This is a genomic window from Flavobacterium sp. KMS, assembly GCF_000813005.1.
In the GTDB taxonomy this organism is placed as follows: domain Bacteria; phylum Bacteroidota; class Bacteroidia; order Flavobacteriales; family Flavobacteriaceae; genus Flavobacterium.
In genome coordinates this window covers 136,888-163,337 of the sequence record NZ_JSYP01000024.1, presented here as the reverse complement: position 1 = coordinate 163,337, position 26,450 = coordinate 136,888, and the positions used below count along the sequence as shown (strand labels likewise).

23 protein-coding genes are annotated in these 26,450 nt (G+C 33.2%); 3 read left to right on the top strand and 20 right to left on the bottom strand.

Features of this window, described 5'->3' with window-relative positions:
- Positions 1–45: 45 nt before the first annotated feature.
- The 14 genes from OA93_RS20330 to OA93_RS20265 all read right to left on the bottom strand — a co-directional run bounded on the left by OA93_RS20330 (position 46) and on the right by OA93_RS20265 (position 15,214).
- Positions 46–519 carry a hypothetical protein gene (locus OA93_RS20330; RefSeq protein ID WP_039115783.1) on the bottom strand — a complete coding sequence of 158 codons (474 nt, stop codon included), beginning with the start codon at positions 517–519 and terminating at the stop codon, positions 46–48.
- Positions 520–563: 44 nt separating this feature from the next.
- Positions 564–1,073: a DinB family protein gene (locus tag OA93_RS20325; RefSeq protein ID WP_039115782.1), complete on the bottom strand. Its 510-nt coding sequence runs from the start codon at positions 1,071–1,073 to the stop codon at positions 564–566.
- Positions 1,074–1,101: 28 nt separating this feature from the next.
- Positions 1,102–1,488, bottom strand: coding sequence for a VOC family protein (locus OA93_RS20320; RefSeq protein ID WP_039115780.1), 387 nt, complete (start codon positions 1,486–1,488; stop codon positions 1,102–1,104).
- A gap of 92 nt (positions 1,489–1,580) precedes the next feature.
- Complete coding sequence (locus OA93_RS20315; protein ID WP_039115779.1) at positions 1,581–1,790, bottom strand: hypothetical protein; 210 nt, start codon at positions 1,788–1,790, stop codon at positions 1,581–1,583.
- A gap of 265 nt (positions 1,791–2,055) precedes the next feature.
- The gene (locus OA93_RS20310; protein WP_039115776.1) at positions 2,056–2,433 is read right to left on the bottom strand and encodes a DoxX family protein; all 378 of its coding nucleotides are present in this window, start codon (positions 2,431–2,433) and stop codon (positions 2,056–2,058) included.
- A 518-nt stretch (positions 2,434–2,951) separates the two neighbouring features.
- Positions 2,952–3,692: a GNAT family N-acetyltransferase gene (locus tag OA93_RS20305; RefSeq protein ID WP_039115774.1), complete on the bottom strand. Its 741-nt coding sequence runs from the start codon at positions 3,690–3,692 to the stop codon at positions 2,952–2,954.
- Between the two features lie 74 nt (positions 3,693–3,766).
- Entirely contained in the window at positions 3,767–4,372 is a 606-nt protein-coding gene (locus tag OA93_RS20300) for a Crp/Fnr family transcriptional regulator (protein WP_039115772.1), read from the bottom strand.
- Between the two features lie 151 nt (positions 4,373–4,523).
- Complete coding sequence (locus OA93_RS24255) at positions 4,524–4,910, bottom strand: hypothetical protein (RefSeq protein ID WP_052259546.1); 387 nt, start codon at positions 4,908–4,910, stop codon at positions 4,524–4,526.
- Positions 4,911–5,313: 403 nt separating this feature from the next.
- A complete protein-coding gene (locus OA93_RS20290; RefSeq protein ID WP_039115769.1) occupies positions 5,314–6,666 on the bottom strand; it encodes a hypothetical protein in 1,353 nt (450 codons plus the stop codon).
- A gap of 291 nt (positions 6,667–6,957) precedes the next feature.
- Positions 6,958–8,376: a TolC family protein gene (locus OA93_RS20285; RefSeq protein WP_039115858.1), complete on the bottom strand. Its 1,419-nt coding sequence runs from the start codon at positions 8,374–8,376 to the stop codon at positions 6,958–6,960.
- Positions 8,377–8,507: 131 nt separating this feature from the next.
- Positions 8,508–11,669, bottom strand: coding sequence for an efflux RND transporter permease subunit (locus OA93_RS20280; RefSeq protein WP_039115767.1), 3,162 nt, complete (start codon positions 11,667–11,669; stop codon positions 8,508–8,510).
- A 10-nt stretch (positions 11,670–11,679) separates the two neighbouring features.
- Positions 11,680–12,825, bottom strand: a complete 1,146-nt coding sequence (locus OA93_RS20275; RefSeq protein ID WP_039115857.1) for an efflux RND transporter periplasmic adaptor subunit — start codon at positions 12,823–12,825, stop codon at positions 11,680–11,682.
- A gap of 423 nt (positions 12,826–13,248) precedes the next feature.
- Positions 13,249–13,842 (bottom strand): TetR/AcrR family transcriptional regulator, encoded by a 594-nt coding sequence (locus OA93_RS20270; protein WP_039115765.1) that lies wholly within the window; start codon positions 13,840–13,842, stop codon positions 13,249–13,251.
- Between the two features lie 454 nt (positions 13,843–14,296).
- Positions 14,297–15,214 (bottom strand): 2-dehydropantoate 2-reductase, encoded by a 918-nt coding sequence (locus OA93_RS20265; RefSeq protein WP_039115763.1) that lies wholly within the window; start codon positions 15,212–15,214, stop codon positions 14,297–14,299.
- Positions 15,215–15,315: 101 nt separating this feature from the next.
- On the opposite strand from OA93_RS20265, the gene OA93_RS20260 reads away from it, so the two are divergent.
- Positions 15,316–16,143, top strand: a complete 828-nt coding sequence (locus OA93_RS20260) for a helix-turn-helix transcriptional regulator (protein ID WP_039115760.1) — start codon at positions 15,316–15,318, stop codon at positions 16,141–16,143.
- Between the two features lie 268 nt (positions 16,144–16,411).
- Here OA93_RS20260 and OA93_RS20255 read toward each other — a convergent pair whose 3' ends face one another.
- From OA93_RS20255 to OA93_RS20235, 5 genes are all read right to left on the bottom strand, one after another.
- Complete coding sequence (locus OA93_RS20255; protein ID WP_039115758.1) at positions 16,412–19,516, bottom strand: CusA/CzcA family heavy metal efflux RND transporter; 3,105 nt, start codon at positions 19,514–19,516, stop codon at positions 16,412–16,414.
- Positions 19,517–19,553: 37 nt separating this feature from the next.
- On the bottom strand, positions 19,554–20,642 hold the full coding sequence (locus OA93_RS20250; protein WP_039115756.1) for an efflux RND transporter periplasmic adaptor subunit: 1,089 nt from the start codon (positions 20,640–20,642) through the stop codon (positions 19,554–19,556).
- 27 nt (positions 20,643–20,669) lie between these two features.
- Positions 20,670–21,956 (bottom strand): TolC family protein, encoded by a 1,287-nt coding sequence (locus OA93_RS20245; RefSeq protein ID WP_039115755.1) that lies wholly within the window; start codon positions 21,954–21,956, stop codon positions 20,670–20,672.
- A 96-nt stretch (positions 21,957–22,052) separates the two neighbouring features.
- Complete coding sequence (locus OA93_RS20240) at positions 22,053–23,411, bottom strand: HAMP domain-containing sensor histidine kinase (RefSeq protein WP_039115754.1); 1,359 nt, start codon at positions 23,409–23,411, stop codon at positions 22,053–22,055.
- A gap of 2 nt (positions 23,412–23,413) precedes the next feature.
- On the bottom strand, positions 23,414–24,085 hold the full coding sequence (locus OA93_RS20235) for a response regulator transcription factor (RefSeq protein ID WP_039115752.1): 672 nt from the start codon (positions 24,083–24,085) through the stop codon (positions 23,414–23,416).
- A gap of 355 nt (positions 24,086–24,440) precedes the next feature.
- Between OA93_RS20235 and OA93_RS20230 the strand changes: the two genes are divergently transcribed.
- Together OA93_RS20230 and OA93_RS20225 are read left to right on the top strand one after the other, a co-directional pair.
- Positions 24,441–25,277 carry a sulfite exporter TauE/SafE family protein gene (locus tag OA93_RS20230; protein ID WP_039115750.1) on the top strand — a complete coding sequence of 279 codons (837 nt, stop codon included), beginning with the start codon at positions 24,441–24,443 and terminating at the stop codon, positions 25,275–25,277.
- A gap of 4 nt (positions 25,278–25,281) precedes the next feature.
- On the top strand, positions 25,282–25,671 hold the full coding sequence (locus OA93_RS20225) for a DUF1634 domain-containing protein (RefSeq protein WP_039115856.1): 390 nt from the start codon (positions 25,282–25,284) through the stop codon (positions 25,669–25,671).
- Between the two features lie 23 nt (positions 25,672–25,694).
- Here OA93_RS20225 and OA93_RS20220 read toward each other — a convergent pair whose 3' ends face one another.
- The gene (locus OA93_RS20220) at positions 25,695–26,402 is read right to left on the bottom strand and encodes a DUF4328 domain-containing protein (protein WP_052259544.1); all 708 of its coding nucleotides are present in this window, start codon (positions 26,400–26,402) and stop codon (positions 25,695–25,697) included.
- Positions 26,403–26,450 lie beyond the last annotated feature (48 nt).

Below are 26,450 nucleotides of genomic sequence, written 5' to 3'. Positions count from 1 at the left end.
ATTTTTTTAATGCATAGGTTTTATCTCATTGGGACTTTATTTTAATCACCTATTTGATGTGTATGTGTAGTATTTTTTTGTAATGTATGCAATAGGAATCCCGATGCAAAAAATCAATATTAGGATTGATAATAGTAGCGGAAAATCTAAACTTTTGGCAGGTAGTATTGGAAAAACAATTGGCAGAACAACTAGGTTCATTATAATCCAAACAAAAATTCCATATAGTACTCCTGAGATTATAGTATTGTTTTTTAAAAACGAAACGTGTGGATAAATTTTAAAATAGAATAAAGCAAATATGGTCGCAATTATAAAATGAAATGCGAGTCCGTAAAATGCCATTTTTGTGTCGCCCGAGTAGGCATCTTGTTTAAAAACACCACTAGCAATAGATTGTAAAATTTTAAGAGCAGTAGTTTTTTGTAAAATAACGGCATAAATAAGAATAGGGGTTATAATATCCAATGTGCCAGCAACTAAACCTGATAATAAAATTGTTCCAACTTTTGATTTCATGTAGATGATTGTTTATGTTTAGTGCTTAAAATTAATTGGTAAACTTACTGTCTTGTTACTTCCTGACAAATAGTATTTAATTGTTTTATATGTCTTTGTATATGAATAAGAGAAAAATTAATCCATTCATAAATTGTGAATTTCCCAAATGTTGGAATTTCAGAATTGAGACATGTTAAAGTTAAATCATAAGTGTCGGATACATGCAATAATTCTTCTTCTATTTTTTGCAGAGATAAAGTTAGCGAATTTTTATTGTATTTTTTATCCAATGGTATTATGAATTCTGGAGCTTGCATTTTTATGGTGAAGTTTAGAAAAAGAGCTGCTATATCTTTTACTTTTTCGTCGGGTTCACGAGTTGTTTTTTCTGTTGGACCACTGCACATTTCAGGATAACCAGAACTCGCCAGGATGAGGTGTTGTAGTACTTGCCCTGCTGTCCAGCTTCCTTCATAAGGAACGGTGTTTAGCTCCGTTTCTGAAAGTGAAGAAAGTATTTTGTAGAGCTGCTCAAATGTTTCAGTGATTTTTTTTTGGAGTAATGTTTTCATTTTATTGATTAATTAAAGGTTGTGTTTATTATCTATTTACAGATGATGTTATCCACCATACATTACCAAAAGGGTCGGTTACACCACAGGTTCTGCCATAATCCTGATTACTTAATTCCATAAGTGTTGTGGCGCCATTAGCTAGAGCTTTTTTATAGGTTTCATCGGCATTGTCTACATAAACAAATAAGTTCGCTGGTTGAGGTTTCCATTGCTCTGTTGCATCGGTAAACATTATTGTGCTTCCGTCAATTGTTATTTCTGAGTGTCTTATTGTTTCTCCATCTTCATGTAGTTTATGCATACTTGTTATTAGTTGTGCATCAAAAACATTTTTTGTAAAGTCTATAAATTTTAAAGCTCCCTTTAGCATTAAATAAGGCATTACAGCTTGATGTGTTGTTGGGATTTCCATCTTTCTATAATTTTAAGTTTAATAATAGAATAAAATTACACTTTTTAATGTTTTTAAGGTATTAAAAATCAGTTATTTGTGAGTTTGTTTTATCACGGAAGTACCTCGCAATGATACCCATACGAATTAAGTAGTTCGATTATTTTTTTATTTGAAATCTTCAGATCATGAATACGCAAAATTTTATCACAATCTTCTAAGTCAAAGTTTATATTGCCATTAGGGAAATGCTCAAGAAGTTTTGCAACAATCATTTGGGATTGCTCTACTTCTTGAACATTTGTTTTGAAAACTTCTATCATGGGTTTTCTGATTTTAAACTATAACGTATTGATTGTTAGTTTATTTTTGATGTATATATTAAAATATTAGTCTGGTTTTAATTCTATCTAATTCTTTGCGAAAGGAACGCGGATTAAACAGATTCGCTATCGCGAAAACACAGATTAAACGGATTTTCCATTTATTATTTTTAAAAATCCGTTTTTAATCTGCGTTTTTACTTTTGTAAATCCGTATCATCCGTATTCCTTTATAGACAATTTAAGTTAGTATAGATTTATGGATTTAAATTGACGCTTTGTAATTCAATAATTTATGATAGCTGATGTATGAGATTACTAATATCGCTAGAAAAATTAATGGGAAGAATGTTAGAAAGCCAATTCCATCGACAGCACAATGACTAATTGAAGCAAATATGAAGTCGAATGCAAAACCTGCATAAGCCCATTCTTTAACACGATTAGGAATTGTAGGGATTACTAATAATAATACGCCAACGATTTTAAATACTACCAATGCGTTTCCGAAGTATTCGGGATAACCTAAATGTCTGATTCCTTCTTTTGCTACTTCAGTTTGAGAAGTAAAGGCTGGCATAACTCCTTCGAATAGGAAAATGATAATGGTTGTTATCCAGAAAATAATTTTTGTTGATTTCATTTTGTTAGTTTTTTAAGTGGTTATTAATTACTTATACAAACTTACAGTTGTTCTTTTTTTGATTAAATACGCATTTACGACTAATTTAGGGGCGTATGCGACAATCGCTTTTTTATACTATTAAGGTTATTTAACCATTAAGATATTAAGGAAAGTTAAGTTTTTTGTGTTACTGATTAGGAGGATTACGATGAATGGAACGCGGATTAAACGGATTTTTTTTACCATTAAGAGATTAAGGAAAGTTAAGTTTAATGCCACAGATTAAAAGGATTAGAAGGATTTTTTTATCTTTTCACAGACATTTACTCTCATTTTTGTCACCCTGACGTAGGAAGGGTCTCCGCTAGTAGCTCGACATAGATTATGGAGTTTCTGGTGGAGATGCTGCTGTTCCTCAGAAAGACAATATTATGAGAATTAGATTGTCAAAAACTTAGCAGTCTTTGCGTATCCCGAAGCGTCGGGATTGTGTTTTTTGCGGTTAATTTTCTTAATCACTTAATGGTTTAAAATTTTTATTCACTTTTTAAAATGTAATTTTTTATAATAAACAAGTCTTCAAAGCCAAGTTTAGTGTAGATGCCTTTTCTCATTACGGATGCTTGTAGTAATGCATATTCGGCTTTTAAATCTATCGAAAGATTAAGAGCATATTTCATGATTTCTTCGGCGAAGCCTTTTCTTCTCATTTCTGGAATTACGCCCACGCCATGGATTCCGACGTTATTTTCGGTTTGGAATAACATAAAAGTGCCTATTGGCTGGTTTTGGTAAGTAACTAAATGAAATTGTACTTCGTTGTAATTATGAATTAGTATCTCTTTGCTAATCACATAACCAAATGCATTTGGATATAAATCAGACCAGATTTTAGCATCTTCGCTATTCCAAATACGTTTAAATTCTAGTATGTTTTGTAGTTCAAATGGTTTGTCTAGTTTTAATGCCATTGCTACTTGTTCGGTTTTCTTTATCAAACCTTTAGCTTCCAAGATTTCATTAGAATTTGTTCCGTAAATATCCCAATACGGAATAACCAAATTAGGATTGGATTGTAATGTTTCAATTGCTTTTTCGGCACTATCTGATGTAAGGTCTTGATTAAACCACAATTTGTTTGGCCAACCTGAGTTTTCTATTTTGCAATATTCGTAAGTATCTTTTTTATGGTTCGATTGAAAAGGTGTTCCTACTGTTTTCCATAAACGAGTAAGATTACTAATATTGTCTGCGATTAAGTCTGCGTTTTTTTTCATTTCGATACTATTTATAGCGGAATATAGAACAAAGATATGTTTAGGATTTTACTTGAACCTTTACATATGTTGATTTAGCTATTTTTGTCTAAACTTTTTCTTATTCGGCTTAACTGTGTTGGCGTGATTCCTAAATGTGATGCGATATGGAGTAGGGGAATTCGATGCGAAATATCAGGATGTTTGGCAAGAAGGTCAAGGTATCTTTCGGTTGCATTTTCCATAACCAATGCGATCTCTCTTTGTTCTTTTTCGATTACCCAATTTTTTTCGAGATAAGCAATATAATAGTTTTTTAAATCATCATTTTGATTAATTAGCTCTCTGTACTTCTTATAGTTTATGGCGATAAGAATACAATCTTCTAATGCTTCGATTGTAAAATTCGATGGTGTTTGTTGCAATAATGAAACTTTTGAACCTGCAAAATAGCCTTCAAGAAAGATGTTTTTGTTATAGATATTTCCTTCTTTATCGGTGATATAGGCTCTTAATGCTCCTTTGCATATAAAATGGATTTCTCGGGCAATCTGTCCATTTCTCAAAAGGATTTCTCCTTTTTTTAGGAGTTGGAATTCAATAATATCTTCAACTAATTTCCAAGAAGCATCTGTAATAGGAGCATAGCTTAGGAATTTCAATTTTAAATCGTTGCTGTATTTATCTTTATTGAATGTCATGAGTTTCTATTATCCTATCAAAAGTATTTAATTACGGGGAAAGTGTTATGAATATTTTGGTTATCTCAATCTTGCGTGACCTTTGTCAAAGTTAAAAAAACTTTGACAAAGGTTTCATGCTGTGAGAAGTAAGGAGACTTTGAACAGTCAATTAGTATTTCGCTTTTTTTGCTTTCAGTTTTCTCCATTGTGCGATTGAAATAATATCACCAGAAACGACTTCATTTAAATAGATATCATCGCAGTTTTTCTTATTTACATAAAAAAGATAATAGGTTTCCCAACGCAATTCACCATTATAACCAGTAGCGACTTCAAAATAAGCTTTGTTTTTAATGATCTTTTCATCAGTCATGTAGGAGACTCCTTTTGTATGGTTTGAAATGGAGTCTATATATTTTTGTTGTAATTGAACTTCTTTTAATTTCGAAATTGTTTGTATTGCTAAATCTTCGGTTCCGCAATTAGAAATCTTTTTATTTTGGGAAATACAGTTTATAAAAATTAAGCAAAAAAGCAAGTTGTAAATGAGTTTCATATTGGTTATGGTTTATTAAAACTGATCGTATTGATAACTACAAAAGTATATTTTATATGTGATTTAATATGTTTTTGTTTTCTATATATTTTGCTTTTTAGCCCTGATGAGAACCTACCGTATGGGCACAAATATTACAAATGAATTTTAAACACGAATTTCACGAATTGACACGAATTAGTTTGTGGAATTAATTTCACAAACTAAGTTAACCATTAAAATTTGTGTCAATTCGTGAAATTCGTGTTCACTTTTTGTTCTTATACATCGTAGGATGGGAACGACATTTTTTATGGGAATTCCGATACTTACAATGCGCAACAGGATTGGCTTCATAAAAAAACGCTGTAAAACCTAAGTCTTGCAGCGTTTTAAAAGTGTTTTCTGAAAATAGTATACCAACTTATTCGTAGTATGTATAGTCTATTTTGATAACTTCCTTTTTATTGTCTTTTGAAAAACTGTAAGTACTTACCAAATTTTGGTCATTTAACTGAAAAGTTCCCCATAATTTAAAAATATCATTTTGTTCTTCTCGTTCTGCACTAGAGTAATATTTTTCGAATGTTTTTTCTCCTTTTTTCTCTATCTTAGATTTTGTGAATTGAAGTACATCACCATTTTGAAATGAAGTATATTTATGAATAAATGGAAAAACATTAGCTTGACTACTGCAATTTATTGACCAGCGAACGTTGTTGATAGAATACGAAACACAATTGTCTTCAATTTTTTCTTCTACAAGAGTGTTCATGTATGAGTATTTGTCATCTATCATTAAGGTATATGATTTTACCAATAGCTTTCCATTTTCAAGCCAAACGATTCTTGTTTCATTTGCATCCCCAACATTTCCAGTAAAAATCATTTTATTATCATCGTAATTGATAGATAATGTTACTTCATCCCCTTTTTTTATTTGTACAAGCATTCCGTCTTTATAAACATAGTCTTTTTTGCTTTTAGCACCTCCATCTCTGTCATAATATGATATTGCTGTAGGGAGTCCTTTTTCATCTAAATAAATGCTTTTTAAGAGTGTTTTGGTTCCGCCTTTTTTAAACAAATAAGATTCTATAGTTTTTATTTTTGCGTTTGATTGTTGATATACCGGAATATCTTCTAATTGAACTTCAGTTATTGGTAAAGCATAACTACTTAATAAAGCATTCATTACTTCTCTGGATTTTGATGTAATTTTATTTTTTTTCTGTAATGTAGCGACTTCTTTTTTATAATTTTTAGTATTAATGACATAGGAAGATTCTTTTTTTACCCCCATTTGCTCTGCGACAAATTCGGTAGCCATTTTTGTACCTTCTTTTACCTGTACATCGTCTTTTATCTTTCCGCTCCAATAGGCAAATGCTTGATAGGATTGACCTTCACCGCTAATATCCAGTGTTTGCTTGTTTTCGAAAACTACATAAGTATATTTATTAATAGTTATTACTTCCAGATTTTCTTTTCCAAAATTTTCTATCAATTCTGTTTTTTCAGTTCTTTCCGCGAAAGTATAAGTAACTTCACTTTGACCTGAGTATTTATCTACATCAACTAATAATACATATCGTTTTCCTTGTGATATACGTAATGTATCAATTACTATTTCTTCTGTAACATACATATCTTCGACTGCTATGTCTGATGTTACTACTGCTGTTTTGGGTTTAGATTTCTTTTTAGTTTTTTTCTTCTGGGAAATTCCCTGGAATGATAATGTAAGAATAAGTACAATACTTAATAAATGTTTCATTTTGTTTTAGTTAGGGTAATTAGTTTTTTAAATTGACTTAAATGTGGGTTAATAAGTCTGGTAAATGTAATTGTTTTCGTAATAAATGTAATTGTCTTTCTATGAAATTTTATTTTTAGCCCTGATGGTAACGACATCCTTTTGTGGCGGTGTTCGCCATAAAAGATATAGTGTACAGCAGGAAATTGCTCCTCCTTCTACTCCGCTCAGGATGACATTTTAAGTAATAAAAAAACGCTGCAAAACCTAAGTCTTGCAGCGTTCCTGCCTCAAATTAATAATAAAACCTTATTATTTCCATCCTCCGCCAAGTGCGCGATATAATTCGGTATTGGCAGTTAATTGTTCGCGTTTAATATTGGCTAGTTCCAACTCGCTTTGTAATATATTAGCTTGTGCTGTAATTACTTCGAGGTAGTCTGCCATTCCGTTTTTAAACAACATATTCGAGTTAGTTATCGCTTGTTGCAACGTTTTTACGCGTTCTTTAAGAAAGAATTGTTGTCTTTCTAGTTTTTCTATTTTTACTAATGCGTCTGATACTTCGCTAACGGCAACCAATACTGATTGTCTGAAATTTAATACTGCTTTTTCTCTTTCGACTTTGGCAATATTGTATTGTGTTCTAATCTTTTTATTGTTTAACAATGGTTGTGTTAATCCACCAATTGCTGTTCCAAATAAGGAAGCTGGAATATTAAACCAATTGCTTGTTTCGAACGAATTTAAACCTCCGTTTGCTGTGATTTTAAGCGATGGATATAGGTTAGCTTTTGTAATTCCTACGCTTGCATTTGCTTTTACTAAGGCCAATTCGGCACTTTTTACATCGGGTCTTTGTCTTACTAATGATGACGGAATTCCTGCTGTTAAATTCTCTTTTATCGCAATTGAATTTAGCGTGATTGTTCGCTCTTTAGAACTAGGGAATGAACCTGTTAATACACTTAATGCATTTTCCTGAATTGCTATATTTTGTTCCAATAAAGGAATCAATTGTGCCGCAATTAGTTTTTGTGCTTCTGATTGCTGAATGGCTAATGATGTTACTTGCCCAGCATCGTATTTTAACTTGATGATGAAGGTTGTACTGTCATTTAATTTCAGGTTTTTTCTAGCAATTTCTAACTGTGAATCTAGCATTAAAAGGTTGTAATATCCTTTGGAAACATTAGAAACTATTGTCGTTTGTAATGCTTTCTTCACTTCTTCGGATTGAAGATATCCTGCATAAGCACTTTTTTTCTGATTGCGGATTTTTCCCCAGATATCTGCTTCCCAAGATAGTCCGATCCCTGCCGAATAATCTTCGATATGGTTTGTTTGCAAGGCCTGACTTAAGTTATGACCTGTAAAACTATTTTCGGATGGACGATTGGTACTTGCATTTACAAGTAGATTTAGCTCCGGAATATTTCCCCATTTTGCCTGCGTTAATTGATATTGTGCAATTTCAATGTTCTTGGTTGCAATTTGCAAATCGTTATTTTTTGTAATAGCACTGTCTATCAGTTTTACGATGTCTTTCTCTGTAAAGAAATTTTTCCATTCCAAATTGGCAATACTAGTGGTATCGCTTGAAGCGGATGCATTCCTGAAATTATCAGGAAATGCATCTTTTGGAACTTCGATATCCTTCGAGACTTTACAGGATATGAATGTTGTGATTAAAAGGACCGCCACAACAGTTTTGGTTATATAATTTTTCATTTTATATGGTATCATTAATTTTTTTGACATTTATCTTCTGGCGCTTCAAGTACTTTAGAAACTTTCCAGGATATTAATGCGAAGACAACAAATACTGTTATCAGAACTGATGTTATATAATTTTCCATTTTTTATTTTTCTTCGTTATGAATTACGGCTAATGATTTTCCAGAAACCTTTTCTTGTAAATGTTGGAATACGATAAATAAAACCGGGATGATTAATACCCCAAGAATTACTCCTGAAATCATTCCGCCGGCTGCACCAATACTAATAGAGTGATTACCCTTGGCAGATGGTCCTGTGGCGCTCATCATCGGGATTAACCCTACAACAAATGCTAGTGATGTCATGATAATTGGACGTAATCTTAGTTTGGCAGCTTCTATAGATGCTGCTACTAATGATTTCCCTGATTTTCGTCGCTGTGAGGCAAACTCGACAATAAGAATTGCATTTTTGGCTAGTAGTCCTATAAGCATGACCAGGGCAACTTGTACATAAATGTTATTTTCGATTCCTGTTAATCCGATTGCTACAAATACTCCAAATATTCCAACTGGGATTGATAATATTACTGCCAATGGCAAAATGTAACTTTCATATTGTGCTGCAAGTAGGAAGTAAATGAACACAAGACATAATAGGAAAATCGTTGTTGATTGTCCTCCTGAAGAAATTTCTTCGCGGGTTTGTCCTGAGAATTCATAACTATATCCTGCTGGCAATTGTTGGGCTGCAACTTCTTCGATTGCTTTAATCGCATCTCCAGAACTAAATCCTGGTTTTGGGATTGCATTAATCGAAATCGAGTTAAATAAATTGTATCTCGAAGCCGTTTCGGAACCATAAATACGGGTTAGTTTTACTAAGGTATTTATAGGAACCATTCCGCCATTTTTGTTTTTTACAAATACATTATTAATTGATGATGGCTCGGCTCTGTCGGCAATATCTGCTTGTACAACGACTCTGTAATATTTTCCAAATCGGTTAAAATCTGAGGCTTGTGCGCTACCAAAATAAGCTTGCATGGTTTGTAGAATGTCTTTTACATTTACTCCCAATTGGTCTGCTTTTTCATCATTAATATCCAATTGTAATTGCGGATAATCGGCTTTAAAGGTTGTAAATGCTACTGCAATTTCCGGACGTTTCATCAACTCGCCAATAAAGGTTTGTGAGATTCCGCTAAATTTATCTAGTTTACCACCTGTTTTATCTTGCAACACCATATCTAACGCTTCTACGTTACTGAAACCAGGAACAGTAGGGAAGCTGAATACGAAGAAACTACCTGCTGAAATAGCACCTAATTTTCCTTGTACATCTGCCATGATTTGGTCAATATTCTTGATTGCTCCACGTTCTTCATTTGGTTTAAGCAATACGAAAATAACTGCCGATGATGGACTTGTTGAGTTCGTTAACAGGTTAAAACCTGAAATTGCTGTTACAAATCGAGATGCGTCTAATCCTCTTAAAGTATTCTCTGCATCGGTCATTACTTTCTGAGTTCCGTCTAATGATGTTCCAGATGGTGTGTTTACCGCAATGGCAATAAATCCTTGATCTTCTGTAGGGATAAATCCTGCAGGAGTAGTTTTTACCATTAAGATAGTCGCTGCTGTTATTACTGCTAAACCTCCTAAACTAACCCATTTGTTACGGATTAAGAATCTTAAGCTACCTACATAACGGTTGGTTAAGGAATTGAAACTCTTGTTGAATCCTGTAAAGAATTTTTCTTTAAAACTTTTTTTGGTTTCTGGATTATTTCCGTTTGCAGCATGATTGTCTTTTAAGAATAAGGCTGCCAGGGCAGGGCTTAAAGTTAATGCGTTTACTGCCGAGATTACAATTGCAATTGCCATTGTAAAGGCAAACTGACGATAGAAAACTCCTGTTGAACCTTCCATGAATCCTACTGGTAAGAATACGGCTGCCATCACTAAAGTAATAGAGATAATTGCTCCAGTTATTTCGTGCATCGCTTCGTTTGTAGCCACTTTTGGCGATAAATGTTTGTGTTCCATTTTGGCATGCACCGCCTCGACGACGACAATCGCATCATCGACGACAATACCAATCGCAAGGATTAATGCAAACAGTGTTAACAGGTTTATCGAAAAGCCGAATAGCTGCATGAAAAAGAACGTACCCAAAATAGCTACTGGAACTGCAATTGCTGGAATTAATGTTGATCTAAAATCTTGCAAGAAGATAAATACCACAATAAATACTAGTATAAATGCTTCTACCAAAGTATGTTTTACCTGATCTATAGATTGATCTAATGAAACTTTTGTGCTATAAAAAACATTTTGTTTTATTCCTGCAGGAAAGTTTTTAGCTGATTTTTCCATTAGCTTGTTAATAGCTACCTGAATTTCATTAGAGTTTGAACCTGCTAATTGTATAATACCAATTACAACTCCCTTTTTACCATTTAAACGAGTTAAACTGTTGTATGAGTATGCTCCAAGTTCTATTCTTGCTACATCTTTTAAGCGAAGTATAGATCCATCGGCATTAGCACGTACTGCAATGTTTTCATATTCTTCGGGTTTGGTAAGTTTTCCTTTGTATTTAATTACGTATTCGAAAACTTCTTTACTTCGTTCTCCAAATTTTCCTGGCGCTGCCTCTAAACTTTTGTCTTGAATAGCTTTCATTACCTCATTTGGGGTAACCTGATAAGTTGCCATTTGTGTTGGGTTTAACCATACACGCATAGAATAATCTCTTACACCACCAAAAATACTTGCTGAACCTACTCCTGGAATACGTTTGATTTCTGGGATAATATTGATTTGGGCATAATTGGCAACAAATGTTTGGTCATATTTAGCTTCGTCTTCAGTATATAAACCGATACCCATAATGAAACTATTTTGTTGCTTGGCGGTTGTTACACCTTGCTGTACCACCTCTGTAGGTAACTGGCTTGTTGCTTGTGCAACTCTGTTTTGTACGTTTACGGCTGCCTGATCTGCATCTGTACCCAACTTAAAGAAAACTGTAATGGCTAGCGTACCGTCATTACTGGCTGTTGAGCTCATGTAAGTCATGTTCTCAACACCATTTATAGACTCTTCTAGTGATGGCGCTACGGAACGCAAAACGGTTTCTGCACTCGCTCCTGGATATACTGCCGTTACCAAAACCGATGGTGGCGCAATATCGGGAAACTGTTGTAGGGGTAATTTTGTAAGCCCAAGTACACCCAATATCACCAATAAAATGGAGATAACAGTTGCCAGTACAGGTCTTTGTATGAATATTTTGAACATTTTCGTTTAATTATTTTTTGTTAATTATTTGGGCAACTTTAGTTGGTGTTGATTTCTCAGGCTGGATTACTTGTCCTTCCTGTAGTTTGTCGATACCACTTAATACGATTTGGTCACCAGATTTTACACCATCTTTAATAAGATAATCAGTTCCTGTTTTACCAATAATCGTGATAGGCATTTTGTTAACCTTGTTTCCTTTGTTTAGCGTATAAACAAAAACTTTATCCTGCATTTCTATAGTAGCAGATTGCGGAACTAAGATGGCATCGTCATGCTGAATCCCTAAACGTATTTTTCCTGTGTTTCCTGAACGTAATGTTCCGTTTGCATTAGGGAAAGTTGCTCTAAGTGTAATTGCACCTGTGTTTTTATCGAATTGTCCATCGACCATATCGATTTTTCCTAATTGGGTGTAAGCATTTCCATCAGCTAATATTAAAGAAACAGGAGGTAAGTTTTTAATCTTATCACCAATTGTATTTCCAGAATATTGAGATTTAAAGTTGATGAAATCTGTTTCTCCTAATGAGAAATAAGCATATACTTGATGTACATCTGAAAGTTTGGTTAATGGTTCTACATCTGTAGCAGAAACTAAACTTCCTTGTTTTTTAGGCAATCTACCTATGTAACCACTTACAGGCGCAGTGATTGTGGTATAGCTTAAATTAATTCTTGCCGATTCTACCATTGCTTTTGCTTGTTCAATATTAGAAGCTGCAATTCTGTGTGATGCTTTTGCAGTTTTTAATTGATAATCAGATACTACTTTGTTTTGTACAAGTGGTGTTAGTTTATCAATTTCTAATTGTGAATTGATTAATGCCGCTTCGGCTCCGTGAAGGTTTGCCAGTGCATTGTTAAGTTGCTCACGGAAAGGACGTTCGTTTATTTTAAATAAAGATTGTCCTTTAGAAACATAAGCACCTTCATCTACAAAAACTCGGTCTAGATTACCACTTACTTGTGGGCGGATTTCTACATCAATTGTTCCTTGTATCGAAGCAGGATATTCAGAATCTGTGGTTGCTTCGGTATTTTTAATTGCAAGCACTGGTAATAATGGGGCTGCAGGAGCTGGTGCTTGAGCCTTATCTGCACATCCTATTACAACTAAGGCAATTAGGATACTGGTTAAGATTACTTTTTTCATTTTAGTTTTAATTTTAATTTGTTGGACATTTTGGTAATTTGAATTCTGATTGGGTTTTGTATTATTTTGATTCACATTTAATTGTATTAAATTTTCTAACGTTGTTAAGTAAAATGGTGTAAAAATCCATATAAGTATTCCTTCCAGTTATAATATGCTATAATTGGTATTAAATTATTTATCACTGTTAAGTGAAGTGGCAAAAAACTTCAATTTCTCCTTCGATTCCGTTCAGATCGATAATAGATTGAAATTGTGGAATTAAATTACTGTATTAAATTTTCTAACGTTGTTAAGTGGAATTGTAAAAAAAACTTTTGATTTTTCTTTGATTCAACTTTGGATGACAATGGAGTAATTAAGTTTGGTTCAAAATTACTACATTAAATTATTTATCAGCGTTAAGTGAGCATTAAATTTTTTTTAACGTATTGATTTTATGATACCGCCTATGGCATCTTTTAAAATTTGTGTATTGATTGTTTCTAAAACTTCACTTTTGTTAATGATATTGATTGAAATTAAACCGTGAATAACAGAAAAGAAAGTAAAATACTTTTGTTTTATTACTTCTTCAGTTGGTTTGCTATCTTTCATTACTTCGGCAATAACAGCAACAAATAGTTTATAAGGTGCTTCAGAAGCCGAACATCGCTCATTACAGCAAGTCATTTGTACACCAAACATTAACTGATACATTTCGGTATCGGTAAATGCAAAATCCCAATATGCCATCCACATTGCTTCAAGCTGTTCTTCAGGATTATCGTATTTGTTTTTGGCTTTTTCTAGTTCAATAGTTAATTTTACAAAACCTCTACCTGTTAGTTCTTGTAATATTGCTTCTTTATTAGAAAAGTATTCATAAATGATTGGAGCAGTATATTCAATCTTATCAGCGATTTTTCGCATACTAAGACCTTGCCATCCCTCATCTTTTACAATAGTACAGGCAGCATCCAGAATGTTCTTTCTGGTTTCTTCTTTTTGTCTTAAAATTCGATCTTTGCTTGCCATTTTTATAGAGTATTAAATTGTTTAACACCGTTAGGCAAATGTATGGCAATTTTCGGGATTACAAAATAAATCTTTCATAGTTTTTTCTTATTGCTTGATAAGGAATTTTTAATTGAGGTTTTGTTTTGAGGAAAATGTGAGGAAAATGGGGAATTATTTCGTGAAATTTAGAAAAGACTCACAAATAAAAAAGCACAGAGATTCGCAAAGTTTTTTAACCGCAAAGGGCGCAAGGAGGTTGCGCAAAGTTCGCGAAGCATAAAAATCTGTTTTTATCCGCGTCTTTCTTTTAGGAAATTCGTTTTATCCGCGTCTCATTATAGGCAATCTTTGGCGAGCTACTCGTGGAGATCCTTCCTCTGTCAGGAAGACAAGTTTGTGGATGAAAATCTTTGCGAATCTCTGTGCTTTTTTATTTGTGAGTCTTTGTGAAACTTTGCGAAATAACTCTGCTTTAAGAAATAATCTTTTCGTTTACACTTTCGTAAAAGGGAGTAGGGATTCCGTGTTTCTTGCAGTTTTCGATAACGTAATCTACTAAGAATTGTTTCTCGGTTTGATTGTTGTTTTCAAAATCTAATTGCAACGATGATTTAGACTCAAATGGAAATTTAGTTAATAAATCTTTTGAGGTTTCAATATCTTCTTGCGTTAAGCTGATATTGTTTTTGCTGGCAAGCGACTGAATTTCAATCATCATACCTTCCAAAGTATGCATTAGGTTTTTATCTTCGAGAAGTTGACCAAAAGAAACATTGTAAGCAGAAGTTATTCCAGCAACTGGTGCTACAAATAGGTATTTCTTCCAAAGTATCTGATTGATGTTATCAACATAAGTAATATCTAATCCTCCAGCAGTTAATAAATCAATAAACCATTTGTTTTCTTTTTCTCCACCAACGAAAATCTTTCCTGGACCACCAACGTGCTGAACATGACCAGGACTTTTTACATTGGAAGCAACATAAATACAACCTTCCATTATTTCTCCAAGTTCAGGTAAAGTTTCGCGAATAATTTCTCTGGCATTTACAACATTTTGTAAAGTGATTATAATTGTATCATTACTTATACAATCTTTATAAGTTGCCAATATCTCGTTTACAGAATATGATTTGCTGGTGATTATCAATACATCTAAGATTCCGATTTCTGCTGGATTATCGGATACTAAATCGGGGAATATAGTATCTTTTGTGCCTTTAGATTCAAATGTTAAGCCCTCATTTTGTATAGCATTTTTGGTTTCGCCTCTGCAAATGAATATAATTTTAGTATTTGTGTCTTTATATTTTTTTGCCAATGGAGCGCCAACAAATCCGCCGATTCCACCAATGCCAAGAATTCCTATTTTTATTGTATCTGATTTCATCTTTTAGTATTTTGGGTTTTAAATTAGTGATACAAAGTAAATAGGTTCGTATTCATTAATTGATGTAAAAATATAGGTTATATTTGTATAATTTAAGGATTATGAAAGACACTTTTTTTATATACAAAGATTTCGAAATTTACTCTGTCGAAGAATTAACTTGGAAGAAAGAAGTACATAGGCATAATTTCTTTGAGCTTTTATATATAGAATATGGTACAGGAAACCATATCTTAAATTCGATTCATCATAATTATAAAGAGCATGATATTTATTTGCTTACGCCAAAGGACTATCATTCTTTTAAAACACTAGAACCAACAAAGTTTCATTGTTTGCGTTTCTTGCCGAATTTTTTTTCGAATAAAAAAGAAATTGAAGAAATAGAAAAGCTATTCTATTATCATAATCAATTGAATGGAAATTTGATTTTCCTTGAGGATGATAAAGCATTTTGCGAATTGGTTATTTTGAAAATATTAGATGAAGTTGCCAAACCAAAAGGGCATAATGAAGTTATAATCAAGAGTTTGATGATGTCGCTTATTCATATAATAAGGAGGAATGCGAGTATAAACGAAAGTAATTTAAATATCCAAACCACCGAGGTTTTAAAGATAGATACTATTTTAAGTTACATTCGTTCGAATATTGCTAATCCGCATTTGCTAAAGAAAAAAGAAATGGCAAATCATTTTAATGTTTCTATAAATTATATTGGCGAATATTTTAAAAATCATTTGAATATTACTTTAAGAGATTATATCGAACAAACGAAACTGAAGGTTGTAACAGAAAAACTAAGCAAAAGCAATCTGACTTTCTCTGAGATTAGTAATGATTTTGGGTTTATAGACAGTAGTCATTTTAATAAATTCATCATGCGTAGTACCGGAATTTCTCCATCTGAATTCAGGAAGAGATTTTAAGGTTTTTAGGCACAGAGGAACAAAGGTGCAGAGGAACAAAGGGTAAAGGGACGCGGATGACACGGATTTCCTAAAGGAAAGACGCGGATAAAAACGGATTTTTTAGTTTTATTATTTTTAAAAATCTGTTTTTATCCGCGTTTTCGCCTAAGCGAATCTGTTTAATCCGCGTCCCATTTTTAGACAATCTTCACAACTTAAAACGAGATAAAAAAAAACACCTTTAAACATTAAGCTTAAAGGTGTTTTAAAATTTTATTTATTCTGATTAAGATTCTGTGTTACTAAGATCTTTTTTGCGATATACTAAGTAAAATACTTGTGGTAATACGGTTAAAGATAATATCATACAGGTTATTAATCCTCCTACAATCATAATTGCCAATGGTTTTTGTACTTCAGATCCCATTCCTGTAGACAATGCTGCAGGTAATAATCCCAGAGCTCCCATAAGTGCAATCATTACAATTGGACGAATTCGGGCGTAAATACCATTTGAGATAGCATCTTTTAAGTGCATCTTGGCTTTCATATTTTCTTTTATTATCCCGATGAGGACAATACTATCAATTGCGCTGACCCCAAAGAGTATAATAAAACCTATTCCCGCCGATATTCCAAATACGGTTCCTGTAATCCATAATGATAGGAAACCACCAATAAAGGCATATGGCATTGCACTAATCGCAACCATTGTATCTTTGAAATTTCCAAAATTGAAATACAACAGACATAAGATCAATACTAATACAACTGGAACAATCATAGCCAATTGTTTAGAAGCTCTTTCTTTGCTTTCAAATTCTCCTGCCCATTTCATTATATTTTCTTTAGGTAGTTTTACTTCTGCAGCAACTTTTTTCTGTGCTTCATCGATTGTGCTTCCTAAATCTCGTCCTTCGATACTAAAACCTATAGCAATATAACGGCTGTTTCCTTCACGATAAATAAATGTTGGACCAGTTTTATACTCGACAGTTGCGATTTCTTTTAAAGGAATTTTTTTACCATTCATGGTTGGAATAAGGATGTCTTCAATCTTCTCTTTGGAGTCACGATATTCTTTTTCGAATCGTAATGTAATATCAAATATCTTTTCATCATCATAAAACTTGGTTGCTGCTTGTCCACCAATTGTCATTCGGATTACAGCTTGCGCATCGGCAGTTGTAATGGCATAACGCGCCATTTTTTCATCATCAAGTTGAATTCTTAATTCTGGTAATCCAATGTTTTTATACACATTGATGTCTTCAATTCCTTTTACGTCTTTGATAGATTTGGCAACTTTTGCAGCCATTTCTTCGAGTTGAAAAAGATCATTTCCGAAAATCTTTATAACAAGCGGACTTTTTACACCTGCAACATATTCTTCGACATTATCCTGAATCGGTTGGCTGAAACCAAAACCTATTCCGGGATATACATCTAGTTCTTTCTTAATCTCGGCGATTAACTCTTCTTTACTAATTTTACGTTTCCATTCATCCTGATGCAATAACTCAATATGTAATTCGATATTAAAGAATCCCGTTGGGTCGGTACCATCATTTGGTCGTCCTGTTTGGGTCAGTACAAATTTTACTTCTTCAAATTTCCTTATTTTAGCTTTCATCTCTTTGGTAAGCCTCACAGATTCATCTAGATTGATACTATTTGGCAAAGTTGCTCTTACGTATATTGCTCCTTCGTTTAGCTTAGGAATAAATTCTGAACCATAAAATGCAAATTTCGCACAACATACGGCAAGTAAAATTAAGAAACCGTATAATGTTGCTTTACGATTGCGTGTGCTCCATTTAAATAATTTAAATAGGTTTTCTCTAAAGAAACGCGAAATCATATTCTCTTTCTCAACGATGTTCTTGGTCAACATTACTTTACACATTGCTGGTACATAAGTAAGTGACAAAATTAATGACCCTAATAGCGCATAACTTAATGTAAAGGCTAGGGGAGAGAACATTTTTCCTTCCACTTTAGTGAAAGAGAAAATAGGCAATAACGCAACAATTAAAATAATTAAAGCAAAGAATATATAAGTAGCTACACTACCTACACTTTTCTTGATAAGCCCCATTTTACTCATATTATTAAAGCGTTCCATTCCCACTTTATGCGCTTTCTTTTCGAGCGAGACAAATACTTGCTCAACAATAACTAACGTTCCTTCTAGCAGAAGTCCAAAATCCAGAGCTCCCATAGATATTAAGTTGGCAGGTAATCCCTGAATTCGTAGCATTATAATGGCAAACAAGAACGAAAGCGGAATCACTGATGCCACAATTAATGAGGTACGCCAGTTGTAAAGGAAAATAAATACAATTAGAGATACCAATAAAATCCCTTCTACAAGGTTTTTTGTAACTGTTTTAACTGTTGTATCTACCAATTTGGTACGATCTATAAACGGAATAATTTTTACATTGTCAGGAAGTACTCTTTCATTAAGTTCGGTTAAACGATCTTTAAGTCTTTTTATAACCTCACCAGGATTTTCTCCACGAAGCATAATTACAATACCTTCCACAACATCATCATCTCCATCTAAACCTACTTGGCCCAGTCTAGGTTTGGCAGATATTGAAACTTCCGCTACGTGTTTTACTAATATTGGCGACGATCCTTTGGTTTCGATAAGGATATTCCCAATATCTTCTACTTTATTAATAAGACCAACTCCTCGTACTACATAAGCCTGATCGCCACGTTGTATAACATCACCACCTACGTTTACGTTACTTTTAGAAACGGCTTCATAAACATCTAATGCTGATAAGTTATAATTTTCTAGTTGGGTAGGGTTAATTTTTATTTCAAAAATCTTTTCTTCTCCACCAAAACTTACCACATCGGCAACACCTGGAACAGATATCAATTCTCTTTCGATTACCCAATCCTGAATGGCTTTTATTTCCTTAATAGGTAAATCACTTTTTATAATATATCTAAAAATTTCTCCTGTTGCACCGGATGGTGGTTCAATTTCTACATCGGCTCCTTCTGGTAAATCTAATCCGTTAAGGCGATTTGATGCATATTGTTGGGCGTAAAAATCCTCAACATCATCATCAAATAATACGGTAACTACCGATAATCCAAAAAGCGAAATAGAGCGTACTTCGGCTTTTTTAGGTATCGTGTTCATTTGTTTAGAAATAGGAAGTGTGATGAATTTCTCAACTTCTTCGGCACTTCTTCCTGGCCATTGTGTAATTATTCTTACCCGAGTATTGGTTACATCAGGAAAAGCTTCTATGGGGGTATGGATATAGCTTACTATACCAGCGACTAGTAGTACTGCTGTCAGGAAAAAAACTATAAGGGAGTTTTTTAGCGAGAAAGCAACTAAGCCTTGTACAAATTTTTTCATGTCTTGTATTGTGTTTATCCGTTTTTATGCGGGATACTTAGTTTTTTAATCTTTCGTGAATTAACAGGTGGTTTTTAGTAATAACCATTTCACCTTCTTTAACTCCTTTATCAAAATAAATCCAGTTGTTGTTTTTTATAGTAGGATTAATTTCTCTGGTTTCGATGGTACAGTCATCTTTATAGATCAAGATATAATCACGATTATTATCAAAAATGGCTGCTTTTGCAGGAACTGCTACTAGCATTTCGCCACCTAAGCTTTTATCGATAATGATATCTGCTGTCATTCCGGGTTTCAATTTTAAGTTTTTGTTTTCCATAACAATTCTTGCTTTTAGCACATGTTCATCGGCATCAAAAACTTTAGCAAGCATGGTAATTTTTCCTTTAAAAATTTCGCCAGGATATGCAGGTGTAGTTACATCTACAAGCATATTTTCGGTTACATTTTTTAAGTTACTGGTATAAACGTTTACCAATACCCAAATTTCTTTTAAGTCAGAAATAGTAAAAAGCGGCTCGCTACCTTCAGTTATTTGCATTCCAGGACTAATGTTTTTAGCGACTACATATCCTTCTGTAGGTGCTTTTATCTGAAAAACTGCTCTTTCGCTACTAGCGCTAAACATGGCAAGATTTGCTTTTACGTTTTCAAGTGATGATTTTAAAACATCTAATTCACTCTGCGCTTGCATTAAATCTTTTTGCGACGCAATACCATCATCAAACATTGATTTTGTAGCTTGTAACTGGCGGTGAGCAACAGCTATTTGCGATTGCAAGGATTTACTTTCGGATTGCATACCGTTAAGTTCTGTACTTTTTATCTCGGCAAGTACTTGTCCTTTTTTCACATAATCCCCCAACGAAAATATAGTTTTTGTTATAATTCCTTCTACAAGGCTATTAAACTGCACTACATGATCGTTGTTATAGGTTATGTTTCCAGTAAGATTTATGGATTCACTAACAGCTCGTTTTTGTACAGGCTCGATAGTAATTTTTTCTTTTAGGTCTTTGTCAATACAAAACTTTTCCTCTTTTGTATCTTTAATTTCTTCTTTTTTGCCACACCCGTAAACGAGCATTAATCCAAGTATAGGGAGTAAAATAAGTTTCTTCATTGTTATTATTTTTAAATAATTTGGGATTTAATTAATTTCCTGACCCGCTATATAGCGTAGTTCTTCAAGGTTTTTATTAAGGTCTTTTTTAGAGTTTAGTAGTATCGATTTGTTATCTAAATAAGCATCTACAAAATCAAGATACTCAAGCATACTTGTATTACGTTGCATGAAGTTTTTGCGATAGCTTTCTAAAAGTTTTTCTAAATCTCCTTCATAAGCTGCATCTACACTATCATATAGTTTTTTGGTAACTATTAAATCTTCATAAGCTTGTAATACTTCCGATTGTACACTTATTGTTTTCTCTTCGGCAAGTAATTTACCTTGGTCGATAGCTATTTTTGCAGCCTTTATATTTCCTTGGTTTCTATTAAAAAAAGGAAGATCCAGAGAGAATCCAACACCAACAAAATCATTCATTAAACTGGCGCCACGGTCATAGCTCACCCCAAGAGTAACATCTGGTGTGCGCATTGCTTTTTCGTATTTGTACTTATTAGTATTATATTCATTTCCTAGTTTAAGTACTTTCATGTCTGGTCGGTTTTCTACAGCCGAAGCCATAAGATTACCTAAGTTTATATTGTCGATGTTTTTATTATCAGGAAGAAAACCATCTTCGGTAAGTTTGATATAACTTGTTGCAGGAAGATTCATCAGGACTTTAAGTTCTTTTTGCAATGAGTTATTTTCTTTTTTAAGATCACTGATTTCTTTTAAGAATTGTAGTTCAGTAGCTTTTAACCTTATGTATTCGCCCTTGCCAATATTTCCCTGAGCAACTTGATTACTATATGCTTTAAGCAAAGTTTGCATCGAAGAAAGTTGTTTTTGGTAAACGGCTTCTTGGGCTTGTACAAATTGTAATTCGGTAAGATTACCTCTAAACTCAATTTTTAGATTGCGTAAAAAAGTTTTAAAGTATTCTTTGGCGATATCTACGCTCACTTTTTCCATGGCAATTAGCTTTTTTCGCTTTCCAGCCGTTTGAATAAGTTGTTCCAGTTCGGCAGTTACTTGCGATGTAGTTCCAAAATTGCCCCATAAAGGTGGTAATTGTTGCGCTGTAGCATTGTTCCAAAGATTTATCTCGCCAATAGTAAGAGTAGGGTTAGGCCACAATTTTGCCTGAATAACTTGAGCATCGGCAACGTCAATATTCAGCTTTTCGGAAATAAGAGAAATATTCTTGTCCAGAAACAAAGCCTCGGCCTGCGTTCGGGAAAGAACAATTGTATCGTTTATTGCAGCAGTTTGTGCCACACCTTTGTATGATACAATAACGAGTAGGGTTAAAATTATACGTTTCAAATTAAGTTATTTTAAGATGATGCAAAGCTACTTGCGCCATATTAAATGATAATTTGATGTATGTTAAAAGAGGATTAGAGCAACATTAGAAAACGATTAGAGTGGCGGGAATAGTAATGTTACCGTTGTGCCTTCGCCTTTTTTTGAAGTAATCGTAAAATGAATATTATTCTGCTTAAAGATAATATTAGCCAAAGAAAGTCCTACGCCGCTACCTTTTATATCATTTACATTCTTACCTCTGTAAAAGGTTTGTTTGATAAATTTTAGGTCGTCTTCGCTAATGCCTGTTCCGTGGTCTTCGATTATGATTTTTAGCTGATTCTCTTGTTGCAAAAGACTTATTTTTATAGGATTCCCTTTTGAATATTTTACAGCATTCTCGATAATATTATATAAGGCAATCTTAATTTCGTTACTATTTCCTCTTATCGAAAGTAGTTTGTCATTAACAATCTCTATTGCAATTTGTATTTGAGCATCTTTTAATTGATAAACATCTGGCAATTGGTCGTTAATATCCCATACAAGTTCATCAACTCTGAAAATTTCATTAAGCTCTGTATTATCTCTTAATCCCGAAAGCATCATAAGCGTGTTGAGCGTATCTTCTATTTGATAAACATTCTCTAATACTTTTTCGGACATTTCTTTATATTCGGCACTAGTTCTTTCTTTTTGAGCAAATACTTCCAGATTTCCAGATATAGCTGTTAATGGCGTTTTAAATTCATGAGAAACATAATTGATGAAGTTTTTCTGAATTACAAAAGTATCCGATAATCGCTTGAACAAGTTATTATAGGTTTCTATGAGCTCTTGTATTTCGTCTTTAGTATCAGGAGAAATAATTTGTCTGTCTAGTGATGAAGCTTCGATTTCGTTTACCTGATTTACAATGTTTTTTATAGGACTGTAAGCAAGATTTGATAGTTTACGGCTAACCAGATATATTATTACAAGTCCGATAATTAAAACCAAAATCATGATGATAAGCAATCGGTTTGTAATGGTCTTGAATTCGACATCATTTTTCTTTACAAAAACAACAAAATCTCCTTGATTGTCATGGTAATAACTTCCGAAATAAAAATGATGATTTGATTTAAAACTTAGCTTTCTATTTTTTCGGATATAATCAAGTCGCTCTTTATTTATATTCTTATCATTTCCTTTATCGCCGTATACAATTTGATTTTCTTTGTTATAAACACGAGTAACTATTTCGAGTGAATTTTCTCTGAATTGCTGTCCGATGATTAAATGTTGATTTTCGGGTAACTCATCTTTTTCTAAGTAGAAAATCCCTGTAAGCAAGCACGTTTTTTGAAGTTCATTATACATTATCTTTTCAGAATAGCTGTAAAAAGAAAAGTACGTTATAATCGAAGCAATTATAAATACAATGCTAAACGTAAATGATGATATTAATGTAAATCGGTTGCGTATTTTCATGACTATTCTTTAATCATATATCCTGTTCCTTTTATGGTATGGATAAATTTATGGTTTTGTTCAATTTTGTTTCTTAAGTAAGAAATATAAACATCGACTACGTTGGTGTTATTATCATAATTAATTCCCCAGACAGCATTTAATATTTGGGTTCTGGACATTACTTTATTTCTGTTTTCTAATAAAAATAATAACAGTTTGTATTCTCTTGGGGATAAATCTATAGGTATGTTGTTCTCGGTAACTTTATGTTCTTCGGGGTTTATGGTTAAACTCCCGCAGGTATATAGTGTTTCGACTTTATCATAGTTAAATTTGGTTCTTCGCGTAAGCGCATTAACTCTCGATATTAATTCCTGAAAATGAAAAGGTTTCACGAGGTAGTCATCGGCACCAGAATCTAATGCATTTACTTTATCATCGGTATTACTAAGTGCACTGAGCATTAATATGGGTGTATGAATTTTTTTAAAACGCATCAATTTAGTTAGTTGAATACCATCGATGCCTGGAAGCATAATATCCATCAGGATAATATCCCAAGTATTGTCTTGTATCAAGTCACGGGCAATCTCGCCAGTTTCGGCAAGGTGCACTGTAAAATTGTTTTCTTCCAAACCTTTTACAATAAATTCGCTTATGCGTTTATCATCCTCAATGAGTAAAACATTCATATAATAGTTGTTTCTTGTATTTATTCTAATTGCAAAGATTGTGTAAGATGGGACGCGGATGACGCGGATTTACTAACGTAAAGACGCTGATAAAGACGGATTCTTTTTCTTTCTATCAATTTTAAAATCCGTTTTTTTCCGTGTTTTCGCCTTGGCGAATCCGCGTCATCCGCGTCCCATTTTAGACAACGTTCATCATAAATCGATTTAAAAATGAATATCAAAAATAACACTTAATTACGGGAATCTACTATTAAAACAGAAGGGATAAGGTTTTTTAATATTTTGTTATGAAACAGAAATCTGAAATAATTAATATCAATTCGTAAATTAGCGGCGATATAAATACATTCGGATGACAGTACTTACATTTACCCTGATTATGCTTTTTGGTGCTTTTTTAGCAGGTTTCATAGGTTCATTATCAGGTTTAGGAGGTGGAATAATCATTATACCATTATTAACAGTCATTCTCGGAGTCGATATACATTACGCAATTGGAGCGGCTCTTGTATCGGTAATTGCAACTTCATCAGGCTCAGCCGCAGCCTATGTAAGAGAAGGAATTACCAATATGCGTTTGGGAATTTTCCTCGAGATTGCAACTACTATTGGAGCTGTTGGTGGCGCACTACTTTCTACAATTGCACCAACATCTTTTATCGCTGTTTTGTTCGGACTTACATTAATCTTTTCGGCTATTAATTCACTACGAAAAAAAGAAGAACATATTGTTTTAGAGTCAAGTCCATTGGCTAAAAAGTTACGTTTACAAGGAACTTACCCCACTCATGATGGAGAGGTTGTAAGCTACGGAACAAAAAATGTTGTTGGCGGATTTAGTATGATGGGAATTGCAGGTATGATGTCGGGATTGTTAGGAATTGGTTCTGGTGCCTTTAAGGTAATTGCAATGGATAATATCATGCGAATTCCGTTTAAGGTTTCTACCACAACTAGTAATTTTATGATGGGAGTTACAGCAATGGCGAGTTCTGTAATTTATATCCAAAAAGGATATATAGAACCAGGAATCTGTATGCCAGTTGTTATTGGTGTATTATTTGGAGCTATGGCTGGAGCCAAAGTATTAGTAAAAACAAATCCTAAAAAGCTTCGTATCTTTTTTGCTTGTCTGATTTTTGTACTTGCAGTAAATATGATTTATAATGGACTTAACGGAAAAATCTAAGATTATGACACACGAAAAATTTGGAGAAAAAGATTTTCAGACCATTATAGGTAATTTATTGCGTTACGGAGTATGGATTTCGTTATCGGTTGCTTTTATTGGTGGAGTTGTTTATTTGATGCATCACGGTAATGATATCGAAGATTATTCGGTATTTAAAGAAAACGACAGAAACATCTTCGAGGTAATCTCTGCAATCTACAACGGAGTTATTCAGGGTAATGGAGAATCGATAATATTTTTTGGTGTAATATTGCTTTTTCTTACTCCTGTATTGCGTGTATTATTATCGTTATTTTCTTTTTTATTAGAGAAAGACTATCTGTATGTAGTAATCACTTTAATCGTAATCTTTATAATTCTGGTAAGTGTTTCTTTAGGTTTCTCTCATTGACGGTTGAGGTGGAATAAAATAATCTACGATATTTCAAGATTTGATTCGACTAAAGGTTCTGTAGTTTTAAGTTGTTTTTCATTAATCTCAGTTTCAATAAGTAATGGTTCTACACTTGAATAATCTTTAATTATTTTTATAGCAATTAGTGCAAGAGGTATTCCAATAATATTTAAAACTACACTTGCGATAGTGCTATTAATTAAGTCATCTATACTATTAGTTGGGTATTTAGAAATTATTCGTCCTAATATGTTGCTAATTATCCAAAGTGTCCACCATGGAGTTAGCATATTAGTTTTGAGTTTATCATCAATATTCAGCCCTTTTTCTGTTAAGTAAGATTCTGTTTCTTCATATAGTTCTCTCATTATTTGTACAGGTCTGTAAAGAGAAATAATTGGAACAAACCAACTTCCTGCAGCCCAACCTTCAGAATGGGATAAAAATTCAGTTTTTAAGTGAAGATTGTAATAAGCACGTCTAAACCATTGGATAAAAGTTACTGCAGAAATAATATAAACAATCAAATAAAGGATTGCAATAGTTTGTTCGGTAGTGTCATTTGCAATTGCTTCATCTGTGGTTATAACACCTCCATTTACAGCAGTTTGCAGTAAATTATATTGAAAATATTTAGAAATTAACGCTACCAATTCAATTGCCATAACAATCCATATTAATAGCATTGCATTTTTGGCTCTTTGTCCGTTAGGTCTTAATTCTTCCATTGTTTTGTTTTAGCTTTTATTTACTTTTTTAGGCGAAGCGAATATATT

Coding starts and splice junctions, on each gene's coding strand:
- OA93_RS20330 (WP_039115783.1), bottom strand. CDS start 519: ATGAAATCAAAAGTTGGAACAATTTTATTATCAGGTTTAGTTGCTGGC.
- OA93_RS20325 (WP_039115782.1), bottom strand. CDS start 1,073: ATGAAAACATTACTCCAAAAAAAAATCACTGAAACATTTGAGCAGCTC.
- OA93_RS20320 (WP_039115780.1), bottom strand. CDS start 1,488: ATGGAAATCCCAACAACACATCAAGCTGTAATGCCTTATTTAATGCTA.
- OA93_RS20315 (WP_039115779.1), bottom strand. CDS start 1,790: ATGATAGAAGTTTTCAAAACAAATGTTCAAGAAGTAGAGCAATCCCAA.
- OA93_RS20310 (WP_039115776.1), bottom strand. CDS start 2,433: ATGAAATCAACAAAAATTATTTTCTGGATAACAACCATTATCATTTTC.
- OA93_RS20305 (WP_039115774.1), bottom strand. CDS start 3,692: ATGAAAAAAAACGCAGACTTAATCGCAGACAATATTAGTAATCTTACT.
- OA93_RS20300 (WP_039115772.1), bottom strand. CDS start 4,372: ATGACATTCAATAAAGATAAATACAGCAACGATTTAAAATTGAAATTC.
- OA93_RS24255 (WP_052259546.1), bottom strand. CDS start 4,910: ATGAAACTCATTTACAACTTGCTTTTTTGCTTAATTTTTATAAACTGT.
- OA93_RS20290 (WP_039115769.1), bottom strand. CDS start 6,666: ATGAAACATTTATTAAGTATTGTACTTATTCTTACATTATCATTCCAG.
- OA93_RS20285 (WP_039115858.1), bottom strand. CDS start 8,376: ATGAAAAATTATATAACCAAAACTGTTGTGGCGGTCCTTTTAATCACA.
- OA93_RS20280 (WP_039115767.1), bottom strand. CDS start 11,669: ATGTTCAAAATATTCATACAAAGACCTGTACTGGCAACTGTTATCTCC.
- OA93_RS20275 (WP_039115857.1), bottom strand. CDS start 12,825: ATGAAAAAAGTAATCTTAACCAGTATCCTAATTGCCTTAGTTGTAATA.
- OA93_RS20270 (WP_039115765.1), bottom strand. CDS start 13,842: ATGGCAAGCAAAGATCGAATTTTAAGACAAAAAGAAGAAACCAGAAAG.
- OA93_RS20265 (WP_039115763.1), bottom strand. CDS start 15,214: ATGAAATCAGATACAATAAAAATAGGAATTCTTGGCATTGGTGGAATC.
- OA93_RS20260 (WP_039115760.1), top strand. CDS start 15,316: ATGAAAGACACTTTTTTTATATACAAAGATTTCGAAATTTACTCTGTC.
- OA93_RS20255 (WP_039115758.1), bottom strand. CDS start 19,516: ATGAAAAAATTTGTACAAGGCTTAGTTGCTTTCTCGCTAAAAAACTCC.
- OA93_RS20250 (WP_039115756.1), bottom strand. CDS start 20,642: ATGAAGAAACTTATTTTACTCCCTATACTTGGATTAATGCTCGTTTAC.
- OA93_RS20240 (WP_039115754.1), bottom strand. CDS start 23,411: ATGAAAATACGCAACCGATTTACATTAATATCATCATTTACGTTTAGC.
- OA93_RS20235 (WP_039115752.1), bottom strand. CDS start 24,085: ATGAATGTTTTACTCATTGAGGATGATAAACGCATAAGCGAATTTATT.
- OA93_RS20230 (WP_039115750.1), top strand. CDS start 24,441: ATGACAGTACTTACATTTACCCTGATTATGCTTTTTGGTGCTTTTTTA.
- OA93_RS20225 (WP_039115856.1), top strand. CDS start 25,282: ATGACACACGAAAAATTTGGAGAAAAAGATTTTCAGACCATTATAGGT.
- OA93_RS20220 (WP_052259544.1), bottom strand. CDS start 26,402: ATGGAAGAATTAAGACCTAACGGACAAAGAGCCAAAAATGCAATGCTA.